The following is a 22,482-nucleotide window of genomic DNA, read 5'->3' on the forward strand; positions in this document are numbered from 1 at the left end:
ACAGACCTCCGGCTGGGCCGTTCGGCGCAGCCGCTGGGGGAACGACGAGGGCCGGGCGGCCTCCTCGCGGAGGTGCCCGGCCCTCGTCGCCCCGAGCACGCGGTCGTCGGACCGCGTGAGCCTGAGCCCTCGTCCAGTCGTCTTCGGTCCCCTTCAGTCCTCGTCACCGGACGGGGGGCTGCCGAAGAGGGCCTCGATCGCGTCCACGGCGCTGCCGTCGTGGTCGCTTCCGGCGTCGCCCTTGCCGGTGTTCACGTTGGCCGTGCGGTCGACCTCCAGCCAGGAGTCGGCGTGCGAGTTGTCGATCAGCGTGATCATGCTGTTGTCCGCGAGCGCCGGGGCGGCGCCCGCGCCGAGGAAGGCCACGGCCAGCGCGGCCGCCGTGCCGATACGTGTCCTCACACGCCCACGCTCTCGGGGACGAGCCGGTCGCGGGCGATGTTGCGTTCCAGCAGGGTGGTGGACGCCCGCACGCCGACCCCGCTGGCCGGGTCCACCTCGGGCAGCCGGCCGTCGGCGGCCTTCAGCCCGGTGAGCGCCGAGTCCATCGCCTCGTGCGCGGCGAACAGGCAGGGCGTGCTGTAGATGGCGACGTCCACGCCGAGTTCGGAGAGTTCGCCGAGGGACAGGCGGGGCGACTTGCCGCCCGCGATCTGGTTGAACAGCAGCGGCTTGCCGCCGACCACCTCCCGGATCCGCTTGATCCACTCCACGCTGCGCACCCCGTCGACCAGGACCACGTCGGCGTCGGTCGCGGCGAGCCGCTCGGCGCGGTGCAGGATGTCGTGCTCGTCGGTCGCGTCGGTGCGGGCCACGACCACCAGGTCCTTGCGGGTCTCCAGGACCTGGTGGAGCTTCTCCAGGTACTCCTCCAGCGGCAGCACCTGCTTGCCGTCGGCGTGTCCGCAGCGGCGGGGCCGCTTCTGGTCCTCCAGGATCACCCCGGAGGCGCCGATGCGCTCCAGGCCCTCGACGACATGGCAGGCGACCTCGGGGTCGACGTACCCGTCGTCGATGTCCACGAGGAGGTGGTGGTGCGGGAACGCGCCCCGCAGCCGCTGGACGAAGGCCACCATGTCGGGCCAGGCGATGAAGCCGATGTCCGGCAGGCCGTAGTACGAGGCCGCGAAGCCGAATCCGGAGACGAACATCCCGTCGTAGTGCCTGGCCGCGATCGACGCCGAGTACATGTCGTAGACACCGATCAGCGGGGTGGTCCCGGGCCCGGCGATGCGATCGCGCAGCTTCTTCCCGTGGGTCAAGGTCCGGCTCCTTCTGTGAGTGCGGCACGGCGGCGGGGGCCGCCACGCTCGACGCCCTTTACCAATTCAAGAGCATCTCTAGGTACTCACATGGAATTGCCATGACGCCAGTTTTACTCACTCGGGTGGAGTAATCGTTCACCGCAGAAACGTCACTTGTGGGGCCGATCCGCCCCGCCGGGGCCGCCGCGGGCGGTGGACGGTCACGGTCGCCGACGACCGCGCTCGCGCGACGGCCTTGAACGGGGCGGCCGTTGACCGTAGCCTCCCACGGGGTGAACGCCATTCCTGCGCATCTGGACCATCTTGTCCTCGCCACTCCCGATCTGGCCGCGACCGTCGCCGAGTTCGCGCGGCGCACCGGGGTGACCCCCGCACCCGGCGGCGCGCACATGGGCCATGGCACCCGGAACCACCTGGTGGGGCTGGGCGGCCGGGCCTATCTGGAGATCGTCGGCCCGGACCCGGAGCAGCCGGGGCACGTCGGGGAGCGGCCCTTCGGGGTCGACCGGCTTCCCGGGCCGCGCGTACTGACCTGGGCGATCAGCCCGCCGGACCTGGACGGGGCGATCGCGGCGGCCCGCGCGCGGGGGTACGATCCGGGGCCCGCGCACCCGATGAGCCGCCGCACCCCGGACGGCGAGGTGCTGCGGTGGCGGCTGACCGGCGGCGAACAGGCCCATCCCTCGGGCCTGGTGCCGTTCCTGATCGACTGGGGCGACTCGCGCCACCCCGCCGCCTCGGGGCTGCCGGTCACCCCGCTGCTGGAGGTGTCCGCGAAGGTGCCTGCGCCCGAGGAGGTGCGCGGCCCGCTGGCGGCCCTGGGCACCGGACTCGCCCTGTCCGAGGGCCCGGTGGCGCTCACCTTCACCGTGGACACGCCTCGCGGGCCGGTCGCGTTCGGCTGAACCGGCCCGGGTGTCCGATTCGTTCAAGACCCGCCGCCCGGCCCCTGCCTACGGTGTCCGCATGACCGCACACTTCGCCCTGATCGGCGTGGTGGCCTCCGACATGGCCGCCTCGCTCGCCTTCTACCGCCGCCTCGGACTGGTGTTCCCCGAGGGGGCCGAGACCCTGCCGCACGCCGAGGCCGGACTGCCCGGCGGGCCGACCCTCGCGCTCGACACCGAGGAGACCGTCCGCTCCTTCCACCCCGCCTGGCGCCCGCCGGCCGCCGGGGGCCGGGTCTCGCTCGCCTTCCGGTGCGGCGCGCCCGAGGAGGTCGACGCGTTGTACGAGGACCTGGTGGGCGCCGGGTACCACGGGGAGTTGAAGCCCTGGGACGCCGTCTGGGGCCAGCGGTACGCCACCGTCCTCGACCCCGACGGCAACGGTGTCGACCTGTTCGCGCCGCTACCGTCCGGCGAGTAGATCCTCTGGGTCCTCTCTTTCGGATCTTGTCGGCGGTCGCGGGCCGTCGGCCGGAGCGACCTGGTCCGACAGAAAGGCCCCGAGCGACCGGCCCGCCAACCGGCGCACCTCGCGCGCGAGATGGGGCTGGTCGGCGTACCCGGCGCGGATCGCCGTCTCGGCGTGGGGCACGCCCGCGCGGGCCAGGGCCAGGGCCCGGCGCAGGCGCAGGACGCGGGCCAGGGTCTTGGGGCCGTAGCCGAAGGCGCCGAGGCAGCGGCGGTGCAGGGTGCGGGCGCCGAGGCCGAGTTCGGCGGCCGTCGCGGCGACCGGACGGCCCTCGTCGAGGCGTCGTACCAGCCGGTGCACCCACGGATCGGGGGGCCCGGCCGCCGTGGCGAGGTCCAGGGCGACGCCTTCGAGGGCGGTCGCCGGGTCGCCGGCCGCCGCCACGCGGTCGCGCAGCCGGCGGACCCGGGCGGCGGACCAGAGGTCGGCCAGCTCCACCCGCCGATCGAGGAGTTCGTGGGCCGGGACGCCGAGCAGGACGGGGGCGGTACCGGGGCGGAACCGGACGCCCGCCCAGCGGCGGGCCGGACCCTCGGGGGCGTAGGGGCCGGTGTCGGGGCCGGCGACCAGCAGCCGCTCCTCGTCCCAGAGCAGGTCCATACAGCCGTCGGGCAGCACGGGCCGGGCGGCGGCAGCGTCGGCGACGGGCGCCTTCGTCCACACCACCGCGCCGGTCAGCGGGGACGTCCGTTCGGCGTACACGGCTGCCAGCCTACGACTCCGGCGGCGCGGACCGGTCCGGGCGGCGCGGTCAGGTCACCACTGGCGGTACGGGGTGTCGCCGTTTCCGTTGCCGGGGGCGCCCGGGCCGTTGGCGCCGGAGTGCGGACCACCGGAGTGCGGGCCGTTGGAGCCGGTGTGGGAGCCGCCCCTCTTGTCCTGGTCCCCGCTCCCCTTGGATCCCTTGCGCGCCCGGTGCGCCCCGTGCGGACCCCGCGCGTGCCCCCGCAGCCGTGACGTGACGTCCTCCGGCGGCAGGAACCGCGACCACCGCTCGGGGAACTCGGACGGCATGTCCGGGTCCTCCGGGTCGCTCTCGCGCGCCGCCGCCGCCCGCGCGACGTACTCGGCGACCTGCGCCTGGCGCACCCGCTCGTTGGCCGCGCGCGCGGCGGCCGTGGCGGCGGCCGGCCAGACCCGGTCGATCGCGGCGTTGACCGCCGCGCCGACCAGCACGGCGAAGGCGGACACCCCGATCCACAGCATGACGGCGACGGCCGCGGCGAGGGAGCCGTAGATCGTGGCGCCCTCGATGGTGTGCACGAGGTAGATGCGCAGCAGGAAACTGCCGAAGACCCACATGGCGAGGGCGACCAGGGCGCCCGGGACGTCCTCGATCCACGGCGAGCGCACCGGCACGGACACGTGGTACAGCGTGGTCAGGAAGACGACGGACAGGACGATGACGACCGGCCAGTACAGGACCTGCACCAGCGTCTCCGACCAGGGCACCACCCGGACCACCGCGTCCGGGCCCGCGACCATCAGCGGCAGCGCCACCGAGCCGATCAGCAGCGCCACGATGAACAGCACGAAGGACATGACCCGGGTGCGGACGATGCCCCGGACGCCGTCGAGGCCGTACATGACGGTGATGGTGTCGATGAAGACGTTCACCGCGCGGGAGCCGGACCACAGGGCGAACAGGAAGCCGAGGGAGATGACGTCGGGCCGGCCGCCGTTTATCACGTCGTGCAGGATCGGCTCGGTGATCTCCTTGACGCCCTTGTCGGACAGCACGGTCCGGGAGGCGTCGAGGAGGTTGGTCTCCAGGCTGCCGATGGTGTGCGCGCCGGTCCAGGTGTCGACGTAGGCGAGCAGCCCGATGAGGCAGAGCAGCAGCGGGGGCACCGACAGCAGGGTGAAGAACGCGGCCTCGGCGGCCAGGCCGAGGATGCGGTACTCCATGCAGGAGTTGACGGTGTCCTTGAGCAGCAGCCAGGCGGTCCTGCGCTTGGATACGTTCCGGTAGAGGGCGCGGGCCCGGTGGAGCCGTCCGACCGGCCGTTCGGGGGATTCACTTGCTGGCTGCACGACCCAAAGGTATCCGCAGCGAGCGGCCCTCCTCACCTCGCGGGGTTTTCCCGCGGCCGGCTCCGCACGTCCCGCACCGCCTGTCCCGATTCCTCCCGCCGCCCCGGCCGCCCTGTGTCACTCTGGAGGCCCGCACCGCCGCCGTCCCGGGTAGGTTCGCAACCATGGCAGGCTTCCCCACCCACACCGTGACGAACCAGCCGCCCCCGCTGGTCGGCGGCGACCTCTTCACCGCCGACCGGGCGCTGGTGGACGCCGTCGCGCGGTACACGCCGGACGAGCTGCTCGGCGAGGTGCGCGCGGAGCTGTCCGCGCTGGGGCGGGCCGGGGGCTCGGCGCAGCTCCAGGAGTGGGCGCGGCAGGCGGACGAGCAGCCGCCCCGGCTGCGCACCCACGACCGGTACGGCCACCGGATCGACGAGGTGGAGTTCCACCCGGCCTGGCACCGGCTGCTCGGCAAGGGCGTCTCGGCGGGGCTGACCGGCGCCTGGACCCGGCCCGCCGGGCATGTGCGCCGGGCGGCCGGGTTCCTGCTGTGGGCCCAGGTCGAGGCGGGCACCTGCTGCCCGCTGTCCATGACCCACGCGGCCGTGCCCGCGCTGCGCGCCGATCCCGCGCTCGCCGCCGTCTGGGAGCCCCGGGTGACCTCCACTGTCTACGACCCCGAGCTGCGGCCCGCCGCGCGCAAGCCCGGCGCGCTCTTCGGGATGGGCATGACCGAGAAGCAGGGCGGCAGCGACGTCCGCGCGAACACCACGCGGGCCCGCCCGCTCGCGGAGGACGGCGCCTACGCGCTCACCGGACACAAGTGGTTCTGCTCCGCCCCGATGTCGGACGCCTTCCTGGTGCTAGCGCAGGCGCCCGGGGGCCTGACCTGCTTCCTGGTGCCGCGCGTCCTCGACGACGGCACGCGCAACGTCTTCCTGCTCCAGCGGCTGAAGGACAAGCTGGGCAACCGGTCCAACGCCTCCGCCGAGGTCGAGTTCGACGGCACCTGGGCGCGCCGGGTCGGCGAGGAGGGGAGCGGCGTGCGCACCATCATCGGGATGGTCGCGGCGACCCGGCTCGACTGCGCGCTCGGCTCGGCGGGCCTGATGCGGCAGGCGGTGACGCAGGCGGTGCACCACTGCGCGTACCGCGAGGCGTTCGGCGGCCGGCTGCTGGACAAGCCGCTGATGCGCAACGTGCTCGCGGACCTCGCGCTGGAGTCGGAGGCGGCGACCGCGCTGGCGCTGCGGCTGGCGGCGGCGTACGACGACGGGGGCGAGCGGGAGCACGCCTTCCTGAGGCTCGCGGTGCCGGCCGCCAAGTACTGGATCACCAAGCGGTGCGCGCCCGTGGTGGTCGAGGCCGCCGAGTGCCTGGGCGGCAACGGGTACGTGGAGGAGTCGGGGCTGCCCCGGCTGGTGCGCGAGTCGCCGCTCAACTCCGTCTGGGAGGGCGCCGGGAACGTGCAGGCACTCGATGTGCTGCGGGCGCTGCGGCGGGAGCCGGGCGCGCTGGACGCGTGTCTGACGGAGATCGGGCGGTCGCACGGCGCCGACCACCGGCTGGACCGTGCGGTGAAGGACCTGTTCACCGAACTCGCCGACCTGGAGGGCGCGGAGGGCCGGGCGCGGCGCCTGGTGGAGCGGCTCGCGGTGGTGCTCCAGGGCTCCCTGCTGGTGCGGCACGCGCCGCCGGAGGTCGCCGACGCCTTCTGCGCCTCCCGCCTCGGCGGTGACCACGGCGGCACGTTCGGCACGCTGCCGGGGAGTCTGGACCTGGCGTCGGTGGTGGAGCGGGCGCGCCCGGTCTGCTGAAACGGGGGGCGCTCCCCCAATGCCCCGCGGTGTAAGGGGAGTCGTCCGCGTGCCCGGCCGAAAACCGCCGGTGCCCGGCCGGGGGTGGTGCTGCGCCGACACGGCACCACCCCCGCCAAGATGGGCCTCACGGCCCGGGAACGCCGCGATGGGCGTCCTGGTCAAGTCTCGGCCGGGATCCGACGGTTCACCAGGGTTGCAGGGGGTTGCAACTTGTTGGCGCACATGCGCGGAGTCTGTGCCTCCGGCCTGCCCGGCCCGGCAGTATGTGAGGTGCAGCCGGCCGCAGGGCGCCGCCCGGACGGCTCCACGTGTGTGTACGACGCCCTTCTCCGGGAGGAGAACCCCTGGTGAACCCGCCGATGAACGTGGCGCGCCTGGCCGCCGTGGACGCGGCGCAGGCGGCGCGGGTCCTCAGCGAGATGCGCGAGGCCACGCTCGCCGGCCAGCGCCTGCCGCTCGCGCCGCGGCCGGTGATCGAGCAGTCCTGGGGGCGGATGCTGCGCAGCGGCGTCGACCCGGACCGCGACTTCAGAGCCGGGCTGCTGCCGCCGGACGAGGTGCGGCGACGGCGCGAGGAGTCGCCGCTGCGCCATGTGCTGCCGGTCCTGCGCGAGGGGCTGCTTTCGGTCGCGGACGTCGCCCAGCACATCATGGTCGTCGCGGACGCCGACGGGCGCGTGCTGTGGCGCGAGGGGTCGGTCCCGGTGCTGCGCAAGGCGGACGGGCACGGCTTCGAACTGGGCGCGGACTGGCGGGAGGACGTCGTCGGCACCAACGGGGTGGGCACCCCCGTGGTCGTGCGGCGGCCGGTACAGGTGTTCGCCGCCGAGCACTTCGTACGGTCCCACGCCTCGTGGACGTGCACGGGGGCGCCGATCACCGATCCGCGGGACGGCCGGCTGCTCGGGGTGGTGGACGTGAGCGGCCCGCTGGAGACCATGCACCCGGCGACGCTGGCCTGGGTGGACGCGGTGGCGAAGCTGGCCGAGGCGCGGCTGCGGGAGCTGCACCTGGGCTCGCTGGAGCGGCTGCGCGCGGTCGCCGCGCCGGTGCTGGCCCGGCTGACCGGGCGGGCGCTGGTGGTGGACCGGGACGGCTGGTCGGCGGCCGTGACCGGGATGCCGTACCTGCGGCGCGTGACGCTGCCCAAGTCGCTGGTGCCGGGCCGCCGGTGGCTGCCCTCGCTCGGCTGGTGCGCGGCGGAGCCGCTCGGCGAGGGCTGGCTGCTGCGGGCGGACGAGGAGCCGGGGGCCGCGCCCGCCTCCCGCGTCGTGCTGGACCTGTCCCGGCCGGAGCGCGCCGCGGTGACGGTGTCGGCGTCCGCCTCGGCGGGCGCCTCGGCGGGCGCCTCGGCGGGCGCCTCGGCGGGCGCCTGGTCGCGGGAACTGAGCCCGCGCCACGCCGAGTTGCTGTTCCTGCTGACCGAACACCCGGACGGGCGCGGGGCGGCGGAGCTGGCCGGGGACCTCTTCGGAGACCCGTCACGCACGGTCACGGTGCGGGCGGAGATGTCGCGGATCCGCCGCTATCTCGGGGGACTTCTCCAGCATCGGCCGTATCGTTTCTCCGATGCGGCGGACGTCGAGGTCGTGCTGCCCGAGGACCCCCGTGACCTGCTGCCCCGCTCCTCGGCGGCGGCGGTGGCGCACCGGCGGACGGCCCTGCCGAAGGACCGTCCGCGGCCCGCGTGACGGCGGGGGCGCGGCACTTCCGGCGTGACTTCCGGGTATTTGCGGGGTCTTCGCCCTGCGCGGACCGTTACTGCCGTAGCATCCCCTACGGGCCCGACCGCGGCGTCAACGTACGGACCGGCATGCGCAGTTGGCCCGCCTCGGCCGGGGCCGGGGCGACGGCGTGCGCCGGAGCGGAAGGGCCCTGAAGAGGGGACGACATGATGCATCGCGGCAGACACCGCCGGCGCAGGCGGGGCGTGGCTCTGCGTGCCGTACTCACCGGGACCGCGCTGGCGCTGACCGCGGCCGCCACCCTGATCAGCACCTCCCAGGCGCAGGTCGCCGAGCGCCCCGGCGCGCTCACGCCGCTCACCTCCCCCGCGGACACCGGCCGGCTGCGGCTGCGCGAGCGCCTGGTGCCCGCCCGCACCCTGGACCGCCTGGCCGCGGCGATGGGCCGTCCGGTCGGCGTGGACAGTGTGCTCGCCGACGCGGACCGCACCCTGCGCACGGGCCCCGACTGCTCCGGCGCCGACCGCGAGAGCCTGCCCGTCGAGCCCTCCCCGACCCGCGCGTACTGCTGGGACCCGGCCGACACCGACGCCACGGACTGGCGGCCGGCCTCGGTGACCACGTCCGGGGACGCCGACGACGACGGGGTGTGGGGCACGCACCGGGTCGTCCTCAGCGGCTGGAACCACAGCACCCGCACCGGCCCGCGCGCCGAACGCGGCCTCGCCCGGGTCGCCTTCGTCGACACCGACGATCCCGGCCGGCCCGCCTACCGCTGGGTGCTGCTGGTGGTGCCGGTGGACGGCGGCCGCGACTACCGGGGCCTGGGCTCCCGGGTCTCCTCCATGGTCTGGTACCAGGACAAGCTCCTGGTCACCGCGCGGCGGGGCGGCTCCGCGGCGCTCTATGTGTACGACCTCGACCGGATCCAGCGCACCACCGTCGACGCTCCCGCGGTCGGCCGGGTGCCCGGCGGCTGGTCCGCCGACGGGTACCGGTACGTGATGCCCGCGGTCGGCAGCTACAGCTTCGCCGCCGGCCGCTGCTCGCCCACCGGACCGCCCTGTCCCGGCGCGCTCTCCCTCGACCGGGGTACGGCGCCGGTCAGCCTGGTCGCCGCGGAGTGGACCGTGCCCGGCAGCGAGCGGGCCGCCCGGCTGTGGCGGTACGCGTTCAGCACCGACCCGCGCCGCGCGGGGCTGCTCGCCACGAACGCCGCGGGGCAGGCGGACGCGGTGGAGGAGTACCGGACCCGGGTGACCGGGATCCGGGGCGTCCTGTCGTACCGGGAGGCCGGGGCGGAACGCACGTCCTGGTATGTGGGACGACTGCCCGGTTCGCGAGACGGACACGGCGGGCTCTGGCGGCAGGACACCCGGGGCGCGACGGCGGCCGAGTGCGGGGCGGACGCCACCCACCGCTGCTGGGCCGAGTCCGCGGGCTCCCTGTCCTACTGGCAGGAGACCGGCGAGGTGTGGTCGCTGTCGGACCGGATGCTGTTCGCGGTGCCGCTCGCGGAACTGGACCGGTCGCTGGGCTGACCTGCCGCGACGAGGGCCGGCCGATCGACAGGGACCGGGGCGGGATGATTCCCTGGCCCGCATGAGCAGCATCCCTGTCACCACATGGTTCCTGGAGCAGACGTCGCCGGCCGATCTGCTGCCCGCCGCCGCGCCGGAGGGCGAGGTGCGGATCGAGCGGGCACAGGTGCCCTCCCCCGAGTTCAGCCGGTTCCTGTACACGGCGGTCGGCGGGGACATCCGCTGGACCGACCGGCTCGGGTGGCCGTACGCGCGCTGGCAGGAGCTGCTGGAGCGGCCCGGCACGGAGACGTGGGTCGCGTACGAGCGCGGCACCCCGGCCGGCTACATCGAGCTGGGGGCGCAGGACGACGGCGCGGTGGAGATCCTCTACTTCGGGCTGATCCCGGCCTTCCGCGGCCGCGGCATCGGCGGGCGGCTGCTGGCCCACGGCACCGCCCGCGCCTGGGACCTGGCCGAGCGCTGGCCGGGGCGGACGCCGACGAAGCGGGTGTGGGTGCACACCTGCGACAAGGACGGCGAATTCGCCATGGCCAACTACCAGCGGCGCGGCTTCAAGCTGTACGAGACCCGGGTCGAGCTGGAGCCCGACGTGGCGAACCCGGGCCCGTGGCCGGGCGCCTACCCTGCCTGACCTGCCCCGACAAGCCTTCCCGCGCCGCATGTGAGCGAGCCCGCCCTTGTCCGTAATACGAGACAAGGGTGTCCGCATGGCGGAAGAAGCTGGACTCTGTCCAGATCTCCGTGACACGCTGCCGTCATGCCTGGAACTGGAATTGCCTTGGTGAGTCGGCGGCACGTCGACCTCGGCCGCATGTCCAGCGCCATCTGTCCGGCGAGCTGACTCCTCCAGCACCGCCGCTCTCCGCACCCCGGTCCCTGCTCGCGCACGGCCTCTCACCTCTCGCCGCGCGTGCACTTCCGTGCAGGTCAGAGCCTTTCAGCGCCGCTTCTCCCTGTCCGCAGCCTGTCCGAAGGACGTAGCAACCATGGCCGCCACCCCACCCAACCCCGCCGCCTCAGCGCCCCGCCGCAAGGTGAGCCGTCACCGCGGCGAGGGCCAGTGGGCCCAGGGTCACTTCACGCCGCTCAACGGCAACGAGCAGTTCAAGAAGGACGACGACGGTCTCAACGTACGGACACGCATTGAGACGATCTACTCCCAGCGCGGCTTCGACTCCATCGACCCGACCGATCTGCGCGGCCGGATGCGCTGGTGGGGCCTGTACACCCAGCGCAAGCCCGGGATCGACGGCGGCAAGACCGCCGTCCTGGAGCCGGAGGAGCTGGACGACGAGTACTTCATGCTGCGGGTGCGGATCGACGGCGGCCGGCTGACCACCCGGCAGCTGCGGGTGATCGGCGAGGTCTCCCAGGAGTTCGCGCGCGGCACCGCCGACATCACCGACCGGCAGAACATCCAGTTGCACTGGGTCCGCATCGAGGACGTGCCGGAGATCTGGCGGCGGCTCGAAGAGGTCGGGCTGTCCACCACCGAGGCCTGCGGTGACACGCCCCGCGCGATCCTCGGCTCCCCGGTCGCCGGCATCGCCGAGGACGAGATCGTCGACGGCACCCCGGCCATCGAGGAGATCCACCGGCGCGTCATCGGCAACCCGGCCTACTCGAACCTGCCGCGCAAGTTCAAGACCGCGGTCTCCGGCTCGCCGCTGCTGGACGTGGCGCACGAGATCAACGACGTCGCGTTCGTCGGCGTCGAACACCCCGAGCACGGGCCCGGTTTCGACCTGTGGGTCGGCGGCGGGCTGTCCACCAACCCCAAGATCGGTGTCCGGCTGGGCGCCTGGGTGCCGCTCGCGGAGGTCGCCGACGTCCACGAGGGCGTCATCTCGATCTTCCGTGACTACGGCTACCGGCGGCTGCGCAACCGGGCCCGGCTGAAGTTCCTGGTCGCCGACTGGGGCGCGGAGAAGTTCCGGCAGGTACTGGAGGACGAGTACCTCAAGCGGAAGCTGATCGACGGGCCCGCGCCCGCGCAGCCCGTGGAGCGCTGGCGCGACCACGTCGGCGTGCACCGGCAGCGGGACGGCCGTTTCTACGTCGGGTTCGCGCCGCGCGTCGGCCGGGTCGACGGCACCACGCTGGCCAAGATCGCCGAGGTCGCCGAGGCGCACGGCTCGGGGCGGGTGCGCACCACCGCCGAGCAGAAGATGATCGTGCTGGACGTCGAGGAGGCCCAGGTCGAGTCGCTGTCGTCGGCCCTGGACGCGCTCGGCCTCACCGTCTCCCCCTCGCCCTTCCGGCGCGGCACCATGGCCTGCACCGGCATCGAGTTCTGCAAGCTCGCCATCGTGGAGACCAAGGCGCGCGGCAGCGCCCTGATCGACGAACTGGAGCGCAGGCTGCCCGAGTTCGACGAGCCCCTCACCATCAACCTCAACGGCTGCCCGAACGCCTGCGCCCGGATCCAGGTGGCGGACATCGGCCTGAAGGGCCAGCTCGTCCTGGACGAGGACGGCAACCAGGTCGAGGGCTACCAGGTGCACCTGGGCGGCGCGCTCGGCCTGGAGGCGGGCTTCGGCCGCAAGGTGCGCGGGCTGAAGGTCACCTCCCGGGAACTGGCCGACTACATCGAGCGGGTGCTCCGGCGCTACCTGGCCGAGCGCACGGACGGCGAGCGGTTCGCCGCCTGGGCGTCCCGCGCCTCCGAGGAGGCCCTGTCGTGAGCGAGCGTGCGGCCCCCTTCCACTGCCCCTACTGCGGCGACGAGGACCTGCGGCCCAACGAGCAGGGACACGGCGCCTGGGAGTGCGGGGCGTGCAACCGGGCGTTCCAGTTGAAGTTCCTCGGGCTGCTCGCGCGGGGACTGCGGCGAGCCGACGACCAAGGGGAGGGGCGGATATGACGACCGATCAGGCTACGCGTACGGACGACGAGTTGCGGGCCCTGGCCGAGCGTGCGGGGCGTGAGCTGGAGGACGCCTCCGCGCTGGAGATCCTGCGCTGGGCGGTGGACACCTTCGGCGCGGAGTTCTGCGTCACCTCCTCGATGGAGGACGCCGTGGTCGCCCATCTCGCCTCGCGGGTGCGCCCGGGCGTGGACGTGGTCTTCCTCGACACCGGCTACCACTTCCCGGAGACCATCGGTACCCGGGACGCCGTGGCGGCGGTGATGGACGTCCGTGTCATCACCCTCACGCCGAGGCAGACGGTGGCCGAGCAGGACGCCGAGTACGGCCCGAAGCTGCACGACCGCGACCCCGACCTGTGCTGCGCCCTGCGCAAGGTGCGCCCGCTGGCCGAGGGGCTGGAGAACTACCGGGCCTGGGCGACCGGCCTGCGCCGTGACGAGTCCCCGACCCGGGCGAACACCCCGGTGGTCGGCTGGGACGAGAAGCGCCGCAAGGTCAAGGTCTCCCCCATCGCCCGCTGGACCCAGGACGACGTGGACGCCTACATCGCCGAACACGGGGTCCTCACCAACCCGTTGCTGATGGACGGCTACCCCTCCATCGGCTGCGAGCCCTGCACCCGCCGGGTGCTGGAGGGCGAGGACGCGCGTGCCGGACGGTGGGCGGGGCGCGCCAAGACCGAGTGCGGACTGCACGGATGACGACCGACCGCATCCGGCCTCGGCATCAGCCCCGGGCTCAGGCCGAGACCCGGACCCAGACCCAGACCCAGGAGAACGACGTGACCACCGGAGCCACCGTCTGGCTCACAGGACTGCCGAGCGCCGGCAAGACCACCATCGCCCACGAACTGGCGGGCCGGCTGCGCGCCGGGGGCCGCCGGGTGGAGGTGCTCGACGGCGACGAGATCCGCGAGTTCATCTCCGCGGGCCTCGGCTTCTCCCGCGAGGACCGGCACACCAACGTGCAGCGCATCGGCTTCGTCGCCGAACTGCTCGCCCGCAACGGCGTGTTGACGCTGGTGCCGGTGATCGCGCCGTACGCGGACAGCCGGAACGCGGTGCGCGAACGGCACGCGAAGAACGCCACCCCGTACCTGGAGGTGCATGTGGCGACGCCGGTCGAGGTGTGCAGCGTCCGTGACGTGAAGGGTCTGTACGCCAAGCAGGCGGCGGGCGAGCTGACCGGGCTGACCGGTGTGGACGACCCGTACGAGGAGCCCGAGTCGCCCGAGCTGCGCATCGAGTCGCAGCACCAGACCGTGCAGGAGTCCGCCGCCGCGGTGTCCGCCCTGCTCAGCGAGAGGGGATTGGTATGACCACGCTCGCGGAGGTCGAGGACGGTACGGACAGCCCGTACGCGCTCTCGCACCTGGACGCGCTGGAGTCCGAGGCCGTGCACATCTTCCGTGAGGTGGCGGGCGAGTTCGAGAACCCGGTGATCCTGTTCTCCGGGGGCAAGGACTCGATCGTCATGCTGCACCTCGCGCTGAAGGCGTTCGCCCCGGCCGCGGTCCCGTTCTCGCTGCTGCACGTGGACACCGGGCACAACTTCCCCGAGGTGCTCGAATACCGGGACCGCGCGGTCGCACGGCACGGGCTGCGCCTCCATGTGGCCTCCGTGCAGGACTACATCGACCGGGGGGTGCTCAGGGAGCGCCCGGACGGCACCCGCAACCCGCTCCAGACGCTGCCGCTGACGGAGAAGATCCAGTCGGAGAGGTTCGACGCGGTCTTCGGCGGCGGCCGCCGGGACGAGGAGAAGGCGCGGGCCAAGGAGCGGGTGTTCTCGCTGCGCGACGAGTTCTCCCAGTGGGACCCGCGCCGCCAGCGCCCCGAGCTGTGGAACCTGTACAACGGCCGGCACGCGCCCGGTGAGCACGTCCGGGTCTTCCCGCTGTCGAACTGGACCGAGCTGGACGTGTGGCAGTACATCGCCCGCGAGGGCATCGAGCTGCCGCAGATCTACTTCGCGCACGAGCGCGAGGTGTTCCAGCGCGCCGGGATGTGGCTGACGGCCGGCGAGTGGGGCGGCCCGCGCCAGGACGAGACGGTCGAGAAGCGCCTGGTCCGCTACCGCACGGTCGGCGACATGTCCTGCACCGGCGCCGTCGACTCCGACGCGACGACCCTGGACGCCGTCATCGCGGAGATCGCCGCGTCCCGGCTGACCGAGCGGGGCGCGACCCGCGCGGACGACAAGCTGTCCGAGGCCGCGATGGAAGACCGCAAGCGCGAGGGGTACTTCTAACCATGACCACGACCACCGAGGCGCTGTCGGCCACCACGCTGCTCAGGTTCGCCACCGCCGGTTCCGTCGACGACGGCAAGTCCACCCTCGTCGGACGGCTGCTGCACGACTCCAAGTCGGTCCTGGCCGACCAACTGGAGGCCGTGGAGCGGGCGTCGGCGAGCCGGGGTCAGGACGCACCCGACCTCGCCCTGCTCACCGACGGGCTGCGCGCCGAGCGGGAACAGGGCATCACGATCGACGTGGCCTACCGCTACTTCGCCACGCCCCGGCGGCGGTTCATCCTCGCCGACACCCCGGGCCATGTGCAGTACACCCGCAACATGGTCACCGGTGCCTCCACCGCCGAGCTGACGGTGATCCTGGTCGACGCCCGCAACGGCGTGGTCGAGCAGACCCGGCGGCACGCCGCGATCGCCGCCCTGCTGCGCGTCCCGCACGTGGTGCTGGCCGTCAACAAGATGGACCTCGTCGGCTACCGGGAGCCCGTCTTCGCGGCGATCGCCGAGGAGTTCTCCGCCTACGCCACCGAGTTGGGCGTCCCGGAGGTCACCGCGATCCCGATCTCCGCGCTCGCCGGCGACAACGTGGTGGAGCCGTCCGCGCACATGGACTGGTACGGCGGCCCCACCGTCCTGGAGCACCTGGAGACCGTCCCCGTCAGCCACGACCTGGCCCGCTGCCACGCGCGGCTGCCCGTGCAGTACGTGATCCGCCCCGGTACCGCCGAGCACCCCGACTACCGGGGCTACGCGGGCCAGATCGCCGCCGGCAGCTTCCGGGTCGGCGAGGAGGTCACCGTCCTGCCGTCCGGGCGGACCACCCGGATCTCCGGCATCGACCTACTGGGCGAGCCGGTCGACGTCGCCTGGACCACCCAGTCGGTGACCCTCCTCCTCGCGGACGACATCGACGTCTCGCGCGGCGACCTGATCGTGCCGGCCAAGGACGCGCCGCCGACCACGCAGGACGTGGAGGCGACGGTCTGCCATGTCGCCGACGCCCCGCTGACCGTGGGCCACCGGGTCCTGCTCAAGCACGGCACCCGCACCGTCAAGGCGATCGTCCGGGACATCCCCTCCCGGCTCACCCTGGACGACCTGTCGCTGCACCCCCACCCCGGGCGGCTCGCCGCCAACGACATCGGCCGGGTGAAGATCCGTACCGCCGAACCGCTGCCCGTCGACTCCTACGCCGACTCGCGCCGCACCGGTTCCTTCATCCTGATCGACCCCGCCGACGGCACCACCCTCACCGCGGGCATGGTCGGCGAGTCCTTCGCCGCGCCCGACCCCGTCAAGGACCCGGCCGACGACGACGGATGGGACTTCTGAGTCATGAACTCCCCTGATTTCTTCTCGATGTTCGCGAAGGAGGGCGGCCGCGTCGGCAGCGGCGCCCTCGGCAGCGGGCAGGGCGGGGTCGCGCGATGTGTGCGCTGACGTACGCGCACCGCACGCGCGCCCTCACCCCCCACCGCCACAGACGAAGACCTGCCGACCTCCCGGCCACGACCTGAGAGACCGTGACCGCCGGGCCAACGAGGGGACAACCTCCCGTGCCTGCCATCAACTCCCTTTTCCCGCGTCGTGCGATAGCCGCGCTCGCCGCCCTTCCCCTGCTCGCACTCGCCGCGTGCGGCTACGGCTCCGAGTCCAAGGGCGACGACACCGCGAAGGTCGCCGCCGGAGCCGAGAAGATCGACGGCCTCGACTCCGTCAAGATCGGCTACTTCCCGAACCTGACCCACGGCACCGCGCTGGTCGGCCGGCAGAAGGGCCTGTTCCAGAAGGAACTGGGCGCCACCAAGGCCGATTACGCCACCTTCAACGCCGGGCCCTCCGAGATCGAGGCGCTGAACTCCGGCTCCATCGACATCGGCTGGATCGGCCCCTCCCCGGCGATCAACGGCTACACCAAGTCCGCCGGCAAGAGCCTGAAGATCATCGGCGGTTCGGCGTCCGGCGGGGTGAAGCTGGTCGTCGACCCGAAGAAGATCACCTCCCTGAAGGACGTCAAGGGCAAGAAGATAGCCACCCCGCAGCTCGGCAACACACAGGACGTGGCGTTCCTCAACTGGGTGGCGGAGCAGGGCTGGAAGGTCGACCCGCAGAGCGGCAAGGGCGATGTCACGGTCGTCCGCAGCGACAACAAGGTGACCCCGGACGCCTTCAAGTCCGGTTCCATCGACGGCGCCTGGGTGCCGGAGCCGACCGCGTCCAAGCTGGTGGCCGAGGGCGGCAAGGTGCTGCTGGACGAGTCCTCGCTGTGGCCCGGCAACAAGTTCGTGATCACCAACATCATCGTGCGGCAGGCGTTCCTCAAGGAGCACCCGAAGGCCGTCGAGGCGGTCCTGAAGGCGTCCGTCGCGGCCAACAAGTGGATCAACGCCGAGCCGGAGCAGGCGAAGCAGGCCGCGAACAAGCAGCTCGCGGACGACTCGGGCAAGGCGCTGCCGGCCAAGGTGCTCGACCCGGCGTGGAAGTCCGTCCAGTTCACCGACGACCCGCTGGCCGCCACCCTCGACACCGAGGCGGCGCACGCGGTCAAGGCCGGTCTGCTGGACAAGCCCGACCTCAAGGGGATCTACGACCTGACGATCCTCAACAAGGTGCTCAAGGCCGAGGGCGGGCGTCCGGTCGACGCCGCCGGACTCGGCACCAGCTGACGCCCGCCCGAAGACGTCCCAGGAGGTGACGACCATGGCCACGACCCTCGCCAAGGCCGCGCGGTCGGTGGAGTACGCCGCACGCCTTGAGCATGTCTCGAAGTCCTTCGCCGGTCCGGGCGGGCCCCAGCTCGTCCTGGACGACATCAGCCTCGATGTCGCGCCCGGCGAGTTCGTCACCCTCCTGGGGGCCTCGGGCTGCGGCAAGTCCACCCTGCTCAACCTGGTGGCGGGCCTGGACGAGCCCACCACCGGCGCCATCCGTACCGACGGCCGCCCCGCGCTGATGTTCCAGGAACACGCCCTGTTCCCCTGGCTGACCGCGGGCAAGAACATCGAACTCGCCCTCAAACTGAGGGGAGTTCCCCGCCCCGAGCGGCGCGGCAAGGCCGAGGAACTCCTCGAACTCGTCCGCCTGCCGGGTGCGTACGGCAAACGCGTGCACGAGCTGTCGGGCGGCATGCGCCAGCGGGTCGCGATGGCCCGCGCGCTCGCCCAGGAAAGCCAACTGCTGCTGATGGACGAGCCGTTCGCGGCCCTGGACGCCATCACCCGCGACGTGCTGCACGACGAGCTGACCCGGATCTGGTCGGAGACCGGCCTGTCCGTGCTGTTCGTCACCCACAACGTGCGCGAGGCGGTGCGCCTCGCCCAGCGGGTCGTGCTGCTGTCCTCCCGGCCGGGCCGGGTGGCCCGCGAGTGGGAGGTCGGCATCCCGCAGCCGCGCCGCATCGAGGACGCGCCCGTGGCGGAACTGTCCCTGGAGATCACCGAAGTACTGCGTGGGGAGATCCGCCGCCATGGCCAGCACTGACACGACGACCAGCAACACCCCGGCCGCAGGCAGCGTGGAGGCCGGCCTCGACGCGCTGGAGACCACGCAGCCGGACCGGACGCCGCTTCGCCGGACCCTGGTCGACAAGGTCCTGCCGCCCGTCGCCGCGATCGTCGTGGTGCTGGTGGTGTGGCAGGGCCTGGTCAGTCTGAAGATCGTGGACGACCCGACCAAACTGCCCACGCCGGGCGCGGTCTGGGCCGCCTTCCGCGACGACTGGCTCCAGGGCAAGCTGCTCGGCTACATCTGGACCAGCGTCTCGCGCGGTCTGCTCGGCTTCTGCCTCGCGCTGGTGATCGGCACCCCGCTCGGGCTGCTGGTGGCGCGGGTGAAGTTCGTGCGCGCCGCCATCGGGCCGATCCTCTCCGGGCTCCAGTCGCTGCCGTCGGTCGCCTGGGTGCCGCCCGCGGTGATCTGGCTGGGCCTGGACAACTCCATGATGTACACGGTGATCCTGCTCGGCGCGGTGCCGTCCATCGCCAACGGGCTGGTCTCCGGCGTGGACCAGGTGCCCCCGCTGTTCCTGCGCGCGGGCCGCACCCTGGGCGCCACCGGCGTCAAGGGCACCTGGCACATCACCCTGCCGGCCGCCCTGCCCGGCTACGTGGCCGGCATGAAGCAGGGCTGGGCCTTCTCCTGGCGCTCCCTGATGGCCGCCGAGATCATCGCGAACTTCCCCGACCTGGGCACCGGTCTCGGCCAGTTGCTGGAGAACGCCCGTACGGCCAGCGACATGGCCATGGTGTTCGAGGCCATCCTGCTGATCCTCTTCGTCGGCATCGCCATCGACCTGCTGATCTTCAGCCCGCTGGAGCGCTGGGTGCTGCGCAGCCGCGGCCTGCTGGTGAAAGGCTGACCGGCATGAACGCGCCCGTACTCCTCGTCATCGCCCACGGCAGCCGCGACCCGCGGCACGCCCGGACGGTGCACGCCCTGGTCGAGCGGGTACGGTCGCAGCGTCCCGGGCTGCGCGTGGAGACCGGCTTCCTGGACTTCAACGTGCCCTCCGTACAAGGGGTGTTGGAGTCCCTGGCGGCCGAGGGTGTCCGGGACGTCGTGGCGCTGCCACTGCTGCTCACCCGCGCCTTCCACGCCAAGGCCGACATCCCGGCGGTGCTGCGGGCGGCCCCGGCGCGGCTGCGGATCCGGCAGGCGGAGGTGCTCGGCCCGTCGCCGCTGCTGCTCACGGCGCTGGAACGGCGCCTGTACGAGGCCGGGCTCAGCCCCGCCGACAAGTCCTCGACCGGGGTCGTGCTGGCCTCGGCGGGGTCCAGTGACCCGGAGGCGATCGCGGTGATCGCCGACATCGCGCGGGAGTGGTGGCACACCGGTTGGTGCGCCGTGCGACCCGCGTTCGCCTCCGCTCGTCTGCCGCGCACCGAGGACGCCGTACGGGAGCTGCGCGCGCTCGGCTGCGCGCGGGTCGCCGTGGCGCCGTACGTCCTGGCCCCCGGCTTCCTGCCGGACCGCATCGCGCGCGGCGCGGCCGGGGCGGACGTCCTCGGAGACGTGCTAGGGCCCGCGCCGGAGGTGGCGCGGCTGCTGCTGCGCCGCTACGACGCCGCGAGCCGGCCGGCCCTCCAGGCGCTCGGCGCCTGAGCGGCCCGAGGAGCCCTGGGGGCCCTGGGGGCCCTGGCACGGCCTGGCGTCACAGTCCCAGGGCCTGCACCAGCTGCCGGGTGTAGGCGAGGCTGGCGGTGCCGGCCGACGCGCCGATGCAGATGTCGTCCAGGGCGGAGCGGATGCGGCCCCGGTTGGGCGGCAGTCCGTCGTCGGCGGACTCCGCGAACGCCGCCTCGATGATCTGGCCCTGGCGGACGAGTCCGGGGCACTCCCTGCGCAGCGCCTCGGTGAGCCGGGCGGAGACCGCGATCAGGGCCTCCAGCGGCGGGGTGCCGTGGGTCAGGTCGAGGCCGGCGAACTCGCCGTACTGTCCCGGACCGTTGACGTGTCCGTAGCCATAGGTGCTCATGTCCCGTCCTCGCTCGTGGATCGGAGGTAGGCCGAAAATCGCCACTCCTCCTGGTGACCGGTGTCCGCTGACGCCTCCGGACGCGGTAGCGGAACGGCGTGCGCGTGCTCCGGGGCGAGAGCCGGGCGCTGTCGTTCCGGCCGTTCGGCGTGCTTCACCCTAGGGACAGCGGGACGGACTTGTCGCGTTGTTCGCGGGAGCCGTCCCCTTACGGGTGAGGACGTGGTAAAGCCGCCGCGGTCCGGCGTTCCCCTGTGACGTCGGACCACGACGGCACTCCGTTCTGCGTCCCGGGCGACCCGTGTGTCACAGGGGAAGGTCAAGTCGGCGCGCGGCAGGGGCGGTTATCAGCCACCACGGCGAGGACCGGTCGAACTCCGGTTCAGGGCAAGCGGAGTGCGGTCAGTTCGGCCAGTTTGACCACCGTGTTCCAGTTCCGGCTGGTGGCGATCAGGTCCTTGGTGGCCCGCGTGCGGCTCAGCGCCTCGGCGAGCCGGGAGCGGCCGAGGCCGTCGGGGGCGTACAGGTACAGGCAGCGGTCGCCGAGGCGGAACTCCTCGGGGAGGTGGGCCGCTTGGTCGAGGTGCGCGTAGCGGTCGGGGGTGACGGGGGCGGAGAAGTAGGTGACGTGCAGTTGCCTGGCCGCCGGCTCGGCGGCCGGGAAGGGGCAGGCGCGGACCACCTCGGCCAGGTAGGCGTGGTCGCGCACGAGCACGTCCACCGGGAAGCCGAAGCGTTCCCCGATCGCCCGGGTCAGCTCCTCCGCCAGGGAGTCCTCGTCCCCGTGGTCTGCGGTGAACACGGCCTGTCCGCTCTGCAGATGGGTGCGGACGCCGGTGTGGCCGAGGGTGCCGAGCAGCGCGCGCAGGTCGGCCATCGGGAGCTTCCGGTTGCCGCCGACGTTGATTCCGCGCAACAGCGCCGCATAGGTCGTCACCCGGTCAGCTTAGGGCGGCCGTCGTGCCCCGTGGGGGCGGGCACGACGGCCGGGCCCGGCCCCAGGGGGCGGGCTGCGCGAAACTCTGCCGGTTCGGCGGGGGCCGGATCAACCTCTGAACACAGCTGTGACTTGTTCAACAAGCTTTCGTAATCACAAAGTGGATCTCTGACGGCGGAACGGACATCCCGTGACGCCGGAGCGGGCTCCGGTCCGCGTGGATGGGAGACTGTCCGGGGAGACGGCGGGCGCCGGATCCCCGGACAGCGGCTCGGAAGACTGCGGCACGGAAGACGGCGGCACGGAAGACGGCGGCACGGAGGCACCACGATGGACGAGGCACGGGCGCGGGATGTACTGGCCGCGGCGCGCGTACCCGCGGTCGCGGCCGGGGAGGCGCGGCTGCTCGCGCTCGGCGAGAACGCGGTGTTCGCCGCCGGGGACCTGGTCGTCAAGGTGGGGCGCGACGCCGAACTGCTGGAGCGGGCCCGGCGCGAGCTGGGCATCGCCGGATGGCTGGCCGAGGCGGGCGTGCCGGCGGTGCGGGCGGCCGAGCCGGAGCCGCGGCTGGTCGAGGGCCATCCGGTGACGGTGTGGCACCGGCTGCCCGACGCCGTACGACCCGCCGAACCGGGCGACCTGGCCGAGCTGCTGCGGCTCGTGCACGCGCTGCCCGCCGCTCCGTTCGCACTGCCGCCGCGTGAGCTGCTGGGCGGGGTGGAGCGCTGGCTGCGGCTCGCGGGCGAGGCGATCGACCCCGAGGACGCGGCCTATCTGCGCGAGCGCCGGGACGGTTTCGCGGCGGCCGCCGCCGCGCTGACGCCCCGCCTGACGCCGGGACCCATCCACGGCGACGCGCTGCCCCGCAACGTCCACATCGGGCCCGAGGGGCCGGTCCTGGTCGACCTGGAGACCGTCTCCGCCGACCTGCGCGAGCACGACCTGGTGGTGATGGCCCTCTCCCGCGACCGGTACGGGCTGCCCGCCGAGTCGTACGACTCCTTCACCGAGGCGTACGGCTGGGACGTGCGCGAGTGGGAGGGCTGCTCGGTGCTCCGGGGCGCCCGCGAGACCGCCAGCTGCGCCTGGGTCGCGCAGCACGCGCCGAGCAACCCCAAGGCCCTGGCCGAGTTCCGCCGCCGGGTGGCGTCCCTGCGGGACGGCGACGAGTCGGTGCGCTGGTACCCCTTCTGATCCCCCTT

The 22,482-nt window shown here is 73.1% G+C and carries 24 protein-coding genes; 18 read left to right on the forward strand and 6 right to left on the reverse strand.

Annotated features, from left to right (window positions below):
- Positions 1-153: 153 nt before the first annotated feature.
- Together AB0927_RS04080 and AB0927_RS04085 are read right to left on the reverse strand one after the other, a co-directional pair.
- A complete protein-coding gene (locus AB0927_RS04080) occupies positions 154-402 on the reverse strand; it encodes a hypothetical protein (RefSeq protein ID WP_366665933.1) in 249 nt (82 codons plus the stop codon).
- On the reverse strand, positions 399-1,262 hold the full coding sequence (locus AB0927_RS04085; RefSeq protein WP_366665934.1) for an isocitrate lyase/PEP mutase family protein: 864 nt from the start codon (positions 1,260-1,262) through the stop codon (positions 399-401). The genes AB0927_RS04080 and AB0927_RS04085 overlap by 4 nt, the downstream gene beginning before the upstream one ends.
- A gap of 275 nt (positions 1,263-1,537) precedes the next feature.
- Between AB0927_RS04085 and AB0927_RS04090 the strand changes: the two genes are divergently transcribed.
- Both AB0927_RS04090 and AB0927_RS04095 read left to right on the forward strand, forming a co-directional pair.
- Positions 1,538-2,170, forward strand: a complete 633-nt coding sequence (locus AB0927_RS04090; RefSeq protein WP_366665935.1) for a VOC family protein — start codon at positions 1,538-1,540, stop codon at positions 2,168-2,170.
- A gap of 61 nt (positions 2,171-2,231) precedes the next feature.
- A complete protein-coding gene (locus tag AB0927_RS04095; protein WP_366665936.1) occupies positions 2,232-2,633 on the forward strand; it encodes a VOC family protein in 402 nt (133 codons plus the stop codon).
- Here AB0927_RS04095 and AB0927_RS04100 read toward each other — a convergent pair.
- Positions 2,616-3,383, reverse strand: coding sequence for a helix-turn-helix domain-containing protein (locus AB0927_RS04100; protein ID WP_366665937.1), 768 nt, complete (start codon positions 3,381-3,383; stop codon positions 2,616-2,618). The two genes, AB0927_RS04095 and AB0927_RS04100, sit on opposite strands and share 18 nt — an antisense overlap.
- A gap of 54 nt (positions 3,384-3,437) precedes the next feature.
- Entirely contained in the window at positions 3,438-4,715 is a 1,278-nt protein-coding gene (locus tag AB0927_RS04105) for a YihY/virulence factor BrkB family protein (RefSeq protein WP_366665938.1), read from the reverse strand.
- A gap of 164 nt (positions 4,716-4,879) precedes the next feature.
- Between AB0927_RS04105 and AB0927_RS04110 the strand changes: the two genes are divergently transcribed.
- The 15 genes from AB0927_RS04110 (at position 4,880) to AB0927_RS04180 (ending at position 19,970) form a co-directional block, all read left to right on the forward strand.
- Complete coding sequence (locus tag AB0927_RS04110; RefSeq protein WP_366665939.1) at positions 4,880-6,517, forward strand: acyl-CoA dehydrogenase family protein; 1,638 nt, start codon at positions 4,880-4,882, stop codon at positions 6,515-6,517.
- 347 nt (positions 6,518-6,864) lie between these two features.
- Entirely contained in the window at positions 6,865-8,211 is a 1,347-nt protein-coding gene (locus AB0927_RS04115) for a GAF domain-containing protein (RefSeq protein ID WP_366666057.1), read from the forward strand.
- 200 nt (positions 8,212-8,411) lie between these two features.
- Positions 8,412-9,746 (forward strand): hypothetical protein, encoded by a 1,335-nt coding sequence (locus tag AB0927_RS04120; RefSeq protein ID WP_366665940.1) that lies wholly within the window; start codon positions 8,412-8,414, stop codon positions 9,744-9,746.
- A 61-nt stretch (positions 9,747-9,807) separates the two neighbouring features.
- On the forward strand, positions 9,808-10,380 hold the full coding sequence (locus AB0927_RS04125; protein WP_366665941.1) for an N-acetyltransferase: 573 nt from the start codon (positions 9,808-9,810) through the stop codon (positions 10,378-10,380).
- A 126-nt stretch (positions 10,381-10,506) separates the two neighbouring features.
- Positions 10,507-10,590, forward strand: coding sequence for a putative leader peptide (locus AB0927_RS04130; protein ID WP_310739661.1), 84 nt, complete (start codon positions 10,507-10,509; stop codon positions 10,588-10,590).
- Positions 10,591-10,735: 145 nt separating this feature from the next.
- Positions 10,736-12,433, forward strand: a complete 1,698-nt coding sequence (locus tag AB0927_RS04135; protein ID WP_366665942.1) for a nitrite/sulfite reductase — start codon at positions 10,736-10,738, stop codon at positions 12,431-12,433.
- Positions 12,430-12,612, forward strand: coding sequence for a hypothetical protein (locus AB0927_RS04140; RefSeq protein WP_366665943.1), 183 nt, complete (start codon positions 12,430-12,432; stop codon positions 12,610-12,612). The genes AB0927_RS04135 and AB0927_RS04140 overlap by 4 nt, the downstream gene beginning before the upstream one ends.
- Positions 12,609-13,319, forward strand: coding sequence for a phosphoadenylyl-sulfate reductase (locus AB0927_RS04145; RefSeq protein ID WP_366665944.1), 711 nt, complete (start codon positions 12,609-12,611; stop codon positions 13,317-13,319). Before AB0927_RS04140 ends, AB0927_RS04145 begins: the two co-directional genes overlap by 4 nt.
- A complete protein-coding gene (cysC, locus tag AB0927_RS04150; RefSeq protein ID WP_366665945.1) occupies positions 13,316-13,936 on the forward strand; it encodes an adenylyl-sulfate kinase in 621 nt (206 codons plus the stop codon). The genes AB0927_RS04145 and cysC overlap by 4 nt, the downstream gene beginning before the upstream one ends.
- Positions 13,933-14,868 carry a sulfate adenylyltransferase subunit CysD gene (gene cysD, locus AB0927_RS04155; RefSeq protein WP_366665946.1) on the forward strand — a complete coding sequence of 312 codons (936 nt, stop codon included), beginning with the start codon at positions 13,933-13,935 and terminating at the stop codon, positions 14,866-14,868. The genes cysC and cysD overlap by 4 nt, the downstream gene beginning before the upstream one ends.
- A 2-nt stretch (positions 14,869-14,870) precedes the next feature.
- Positions 14,871-16,202, forward strand: a complete 1,332-nt coding sequence (locus tag AB0927_RS04160; protein WP_366665947.1) for a GTP-binding protein — start codon at positions 14,871-14,873, stop codon at positions 16,200-16,202.
- A gap of 224 nt (positions 16,203-16,426) precedes the next feature.
- Positions 16,427-17,536 carry an aliphatic sulfonate ABC transporter substrate-binding protein gene (locus AB0927_RS04165; protein WP_366665948.1) on the forward strand — a complete coding sequence of 370 codons (1,110 nt, stop codon included), beginning with the start codon at positions 16,427-16,429 and terminating at the stop codon, positions 17,534-17,536.
- Positions 17,537-17,570: 34 nt separating this feature from the next.
- Positions 17,571-18,350, forward strand: a complete 780-nt coding sequence (locus tag AB0927_RS04170) for an ABC transporter ATP-binding protein (RefSeq protein WP_366665949.1) — start codon at positions 17,571-17,573, stop codon at positions 18,348-18,350.
- Complete coding sequence (locus AB0927_RS04175; RefSeq protein ID WP_366665950.1) at positions 18,337-19,227, forward strand: ABC transporter permease; 891 nt, start codon at positions 18,337-18,339, stop codon at positions 19,225-19,227. The genes AB0927_RS04170 and AB0927_RS04175 overlap by 14 nt, the downstream gene beginning before the upstream one ends.
- A 5-nt stretch (positions 19,228-19,232) precedes the next feature.
- Positions 19,233-19,970 (forward strand): sirohydrochlorin chelatase, encoded by a 738-nt coding sequence (locus AB0927_RS04180; protein ID WP_366665951.1) that lies wholly within the window; start codon positions 19,233-19,235, stop codon positions 19,968-19,970.
- 49 nt (positions 19,971-20,019) lie between these two features.
- Here AB0927_RS04180 and AB0927_RS04185 read toward each other — a convergent pair whose 3' ends face one another.
- Entirely contained in the window at positions 20,020-20,343 is a 324-nt protein-coding gene (locus AB0927_RS04185; protein WP_366665952.1) for a hypothetical protein, read from the reverse strand.
- Positions 20,344-20,725: 382 nt separating this feature from the next.
- A complete protein-coding gene (locus tag AB0927_RS04190) occupies positions 20,726-21,220 on the reverse strand; it encodes a DUF1697 domain-containing protein (protein WP_366666058.1) in 495 nt (164 codons plus the stop codon).
- 390 nt (positions 21,221-21,610) lie between these two features.
- Here AB0927_RS04190 and AB0927_RS04195 point away from each other — a divergent pair, with 390 nt between their 5' ends.
- Positions 21,611-22,474, forward strand: coding sequence for an aminoglycoside phosphotransferase family protein (locus AB0927_RS04195; protein ID WP_366665953.1), 864 nt, complete (start codon positions 21,611-21,613; stop codon positions 22,472-22,474).
- Positions 22,475-22,482: the final 8 nt, after the last annotated feature.

The sequence above is a fragment of the Streptomyces sp. NPDC048106 genome (assembly GCF_040706415.1).
In the GTDB taxonomy this organism is placed as follows: Bacteria; Actinomycetota; Actinomycetes; order Streptomycetales; family Streptomycetaceae; genus Streptomyces.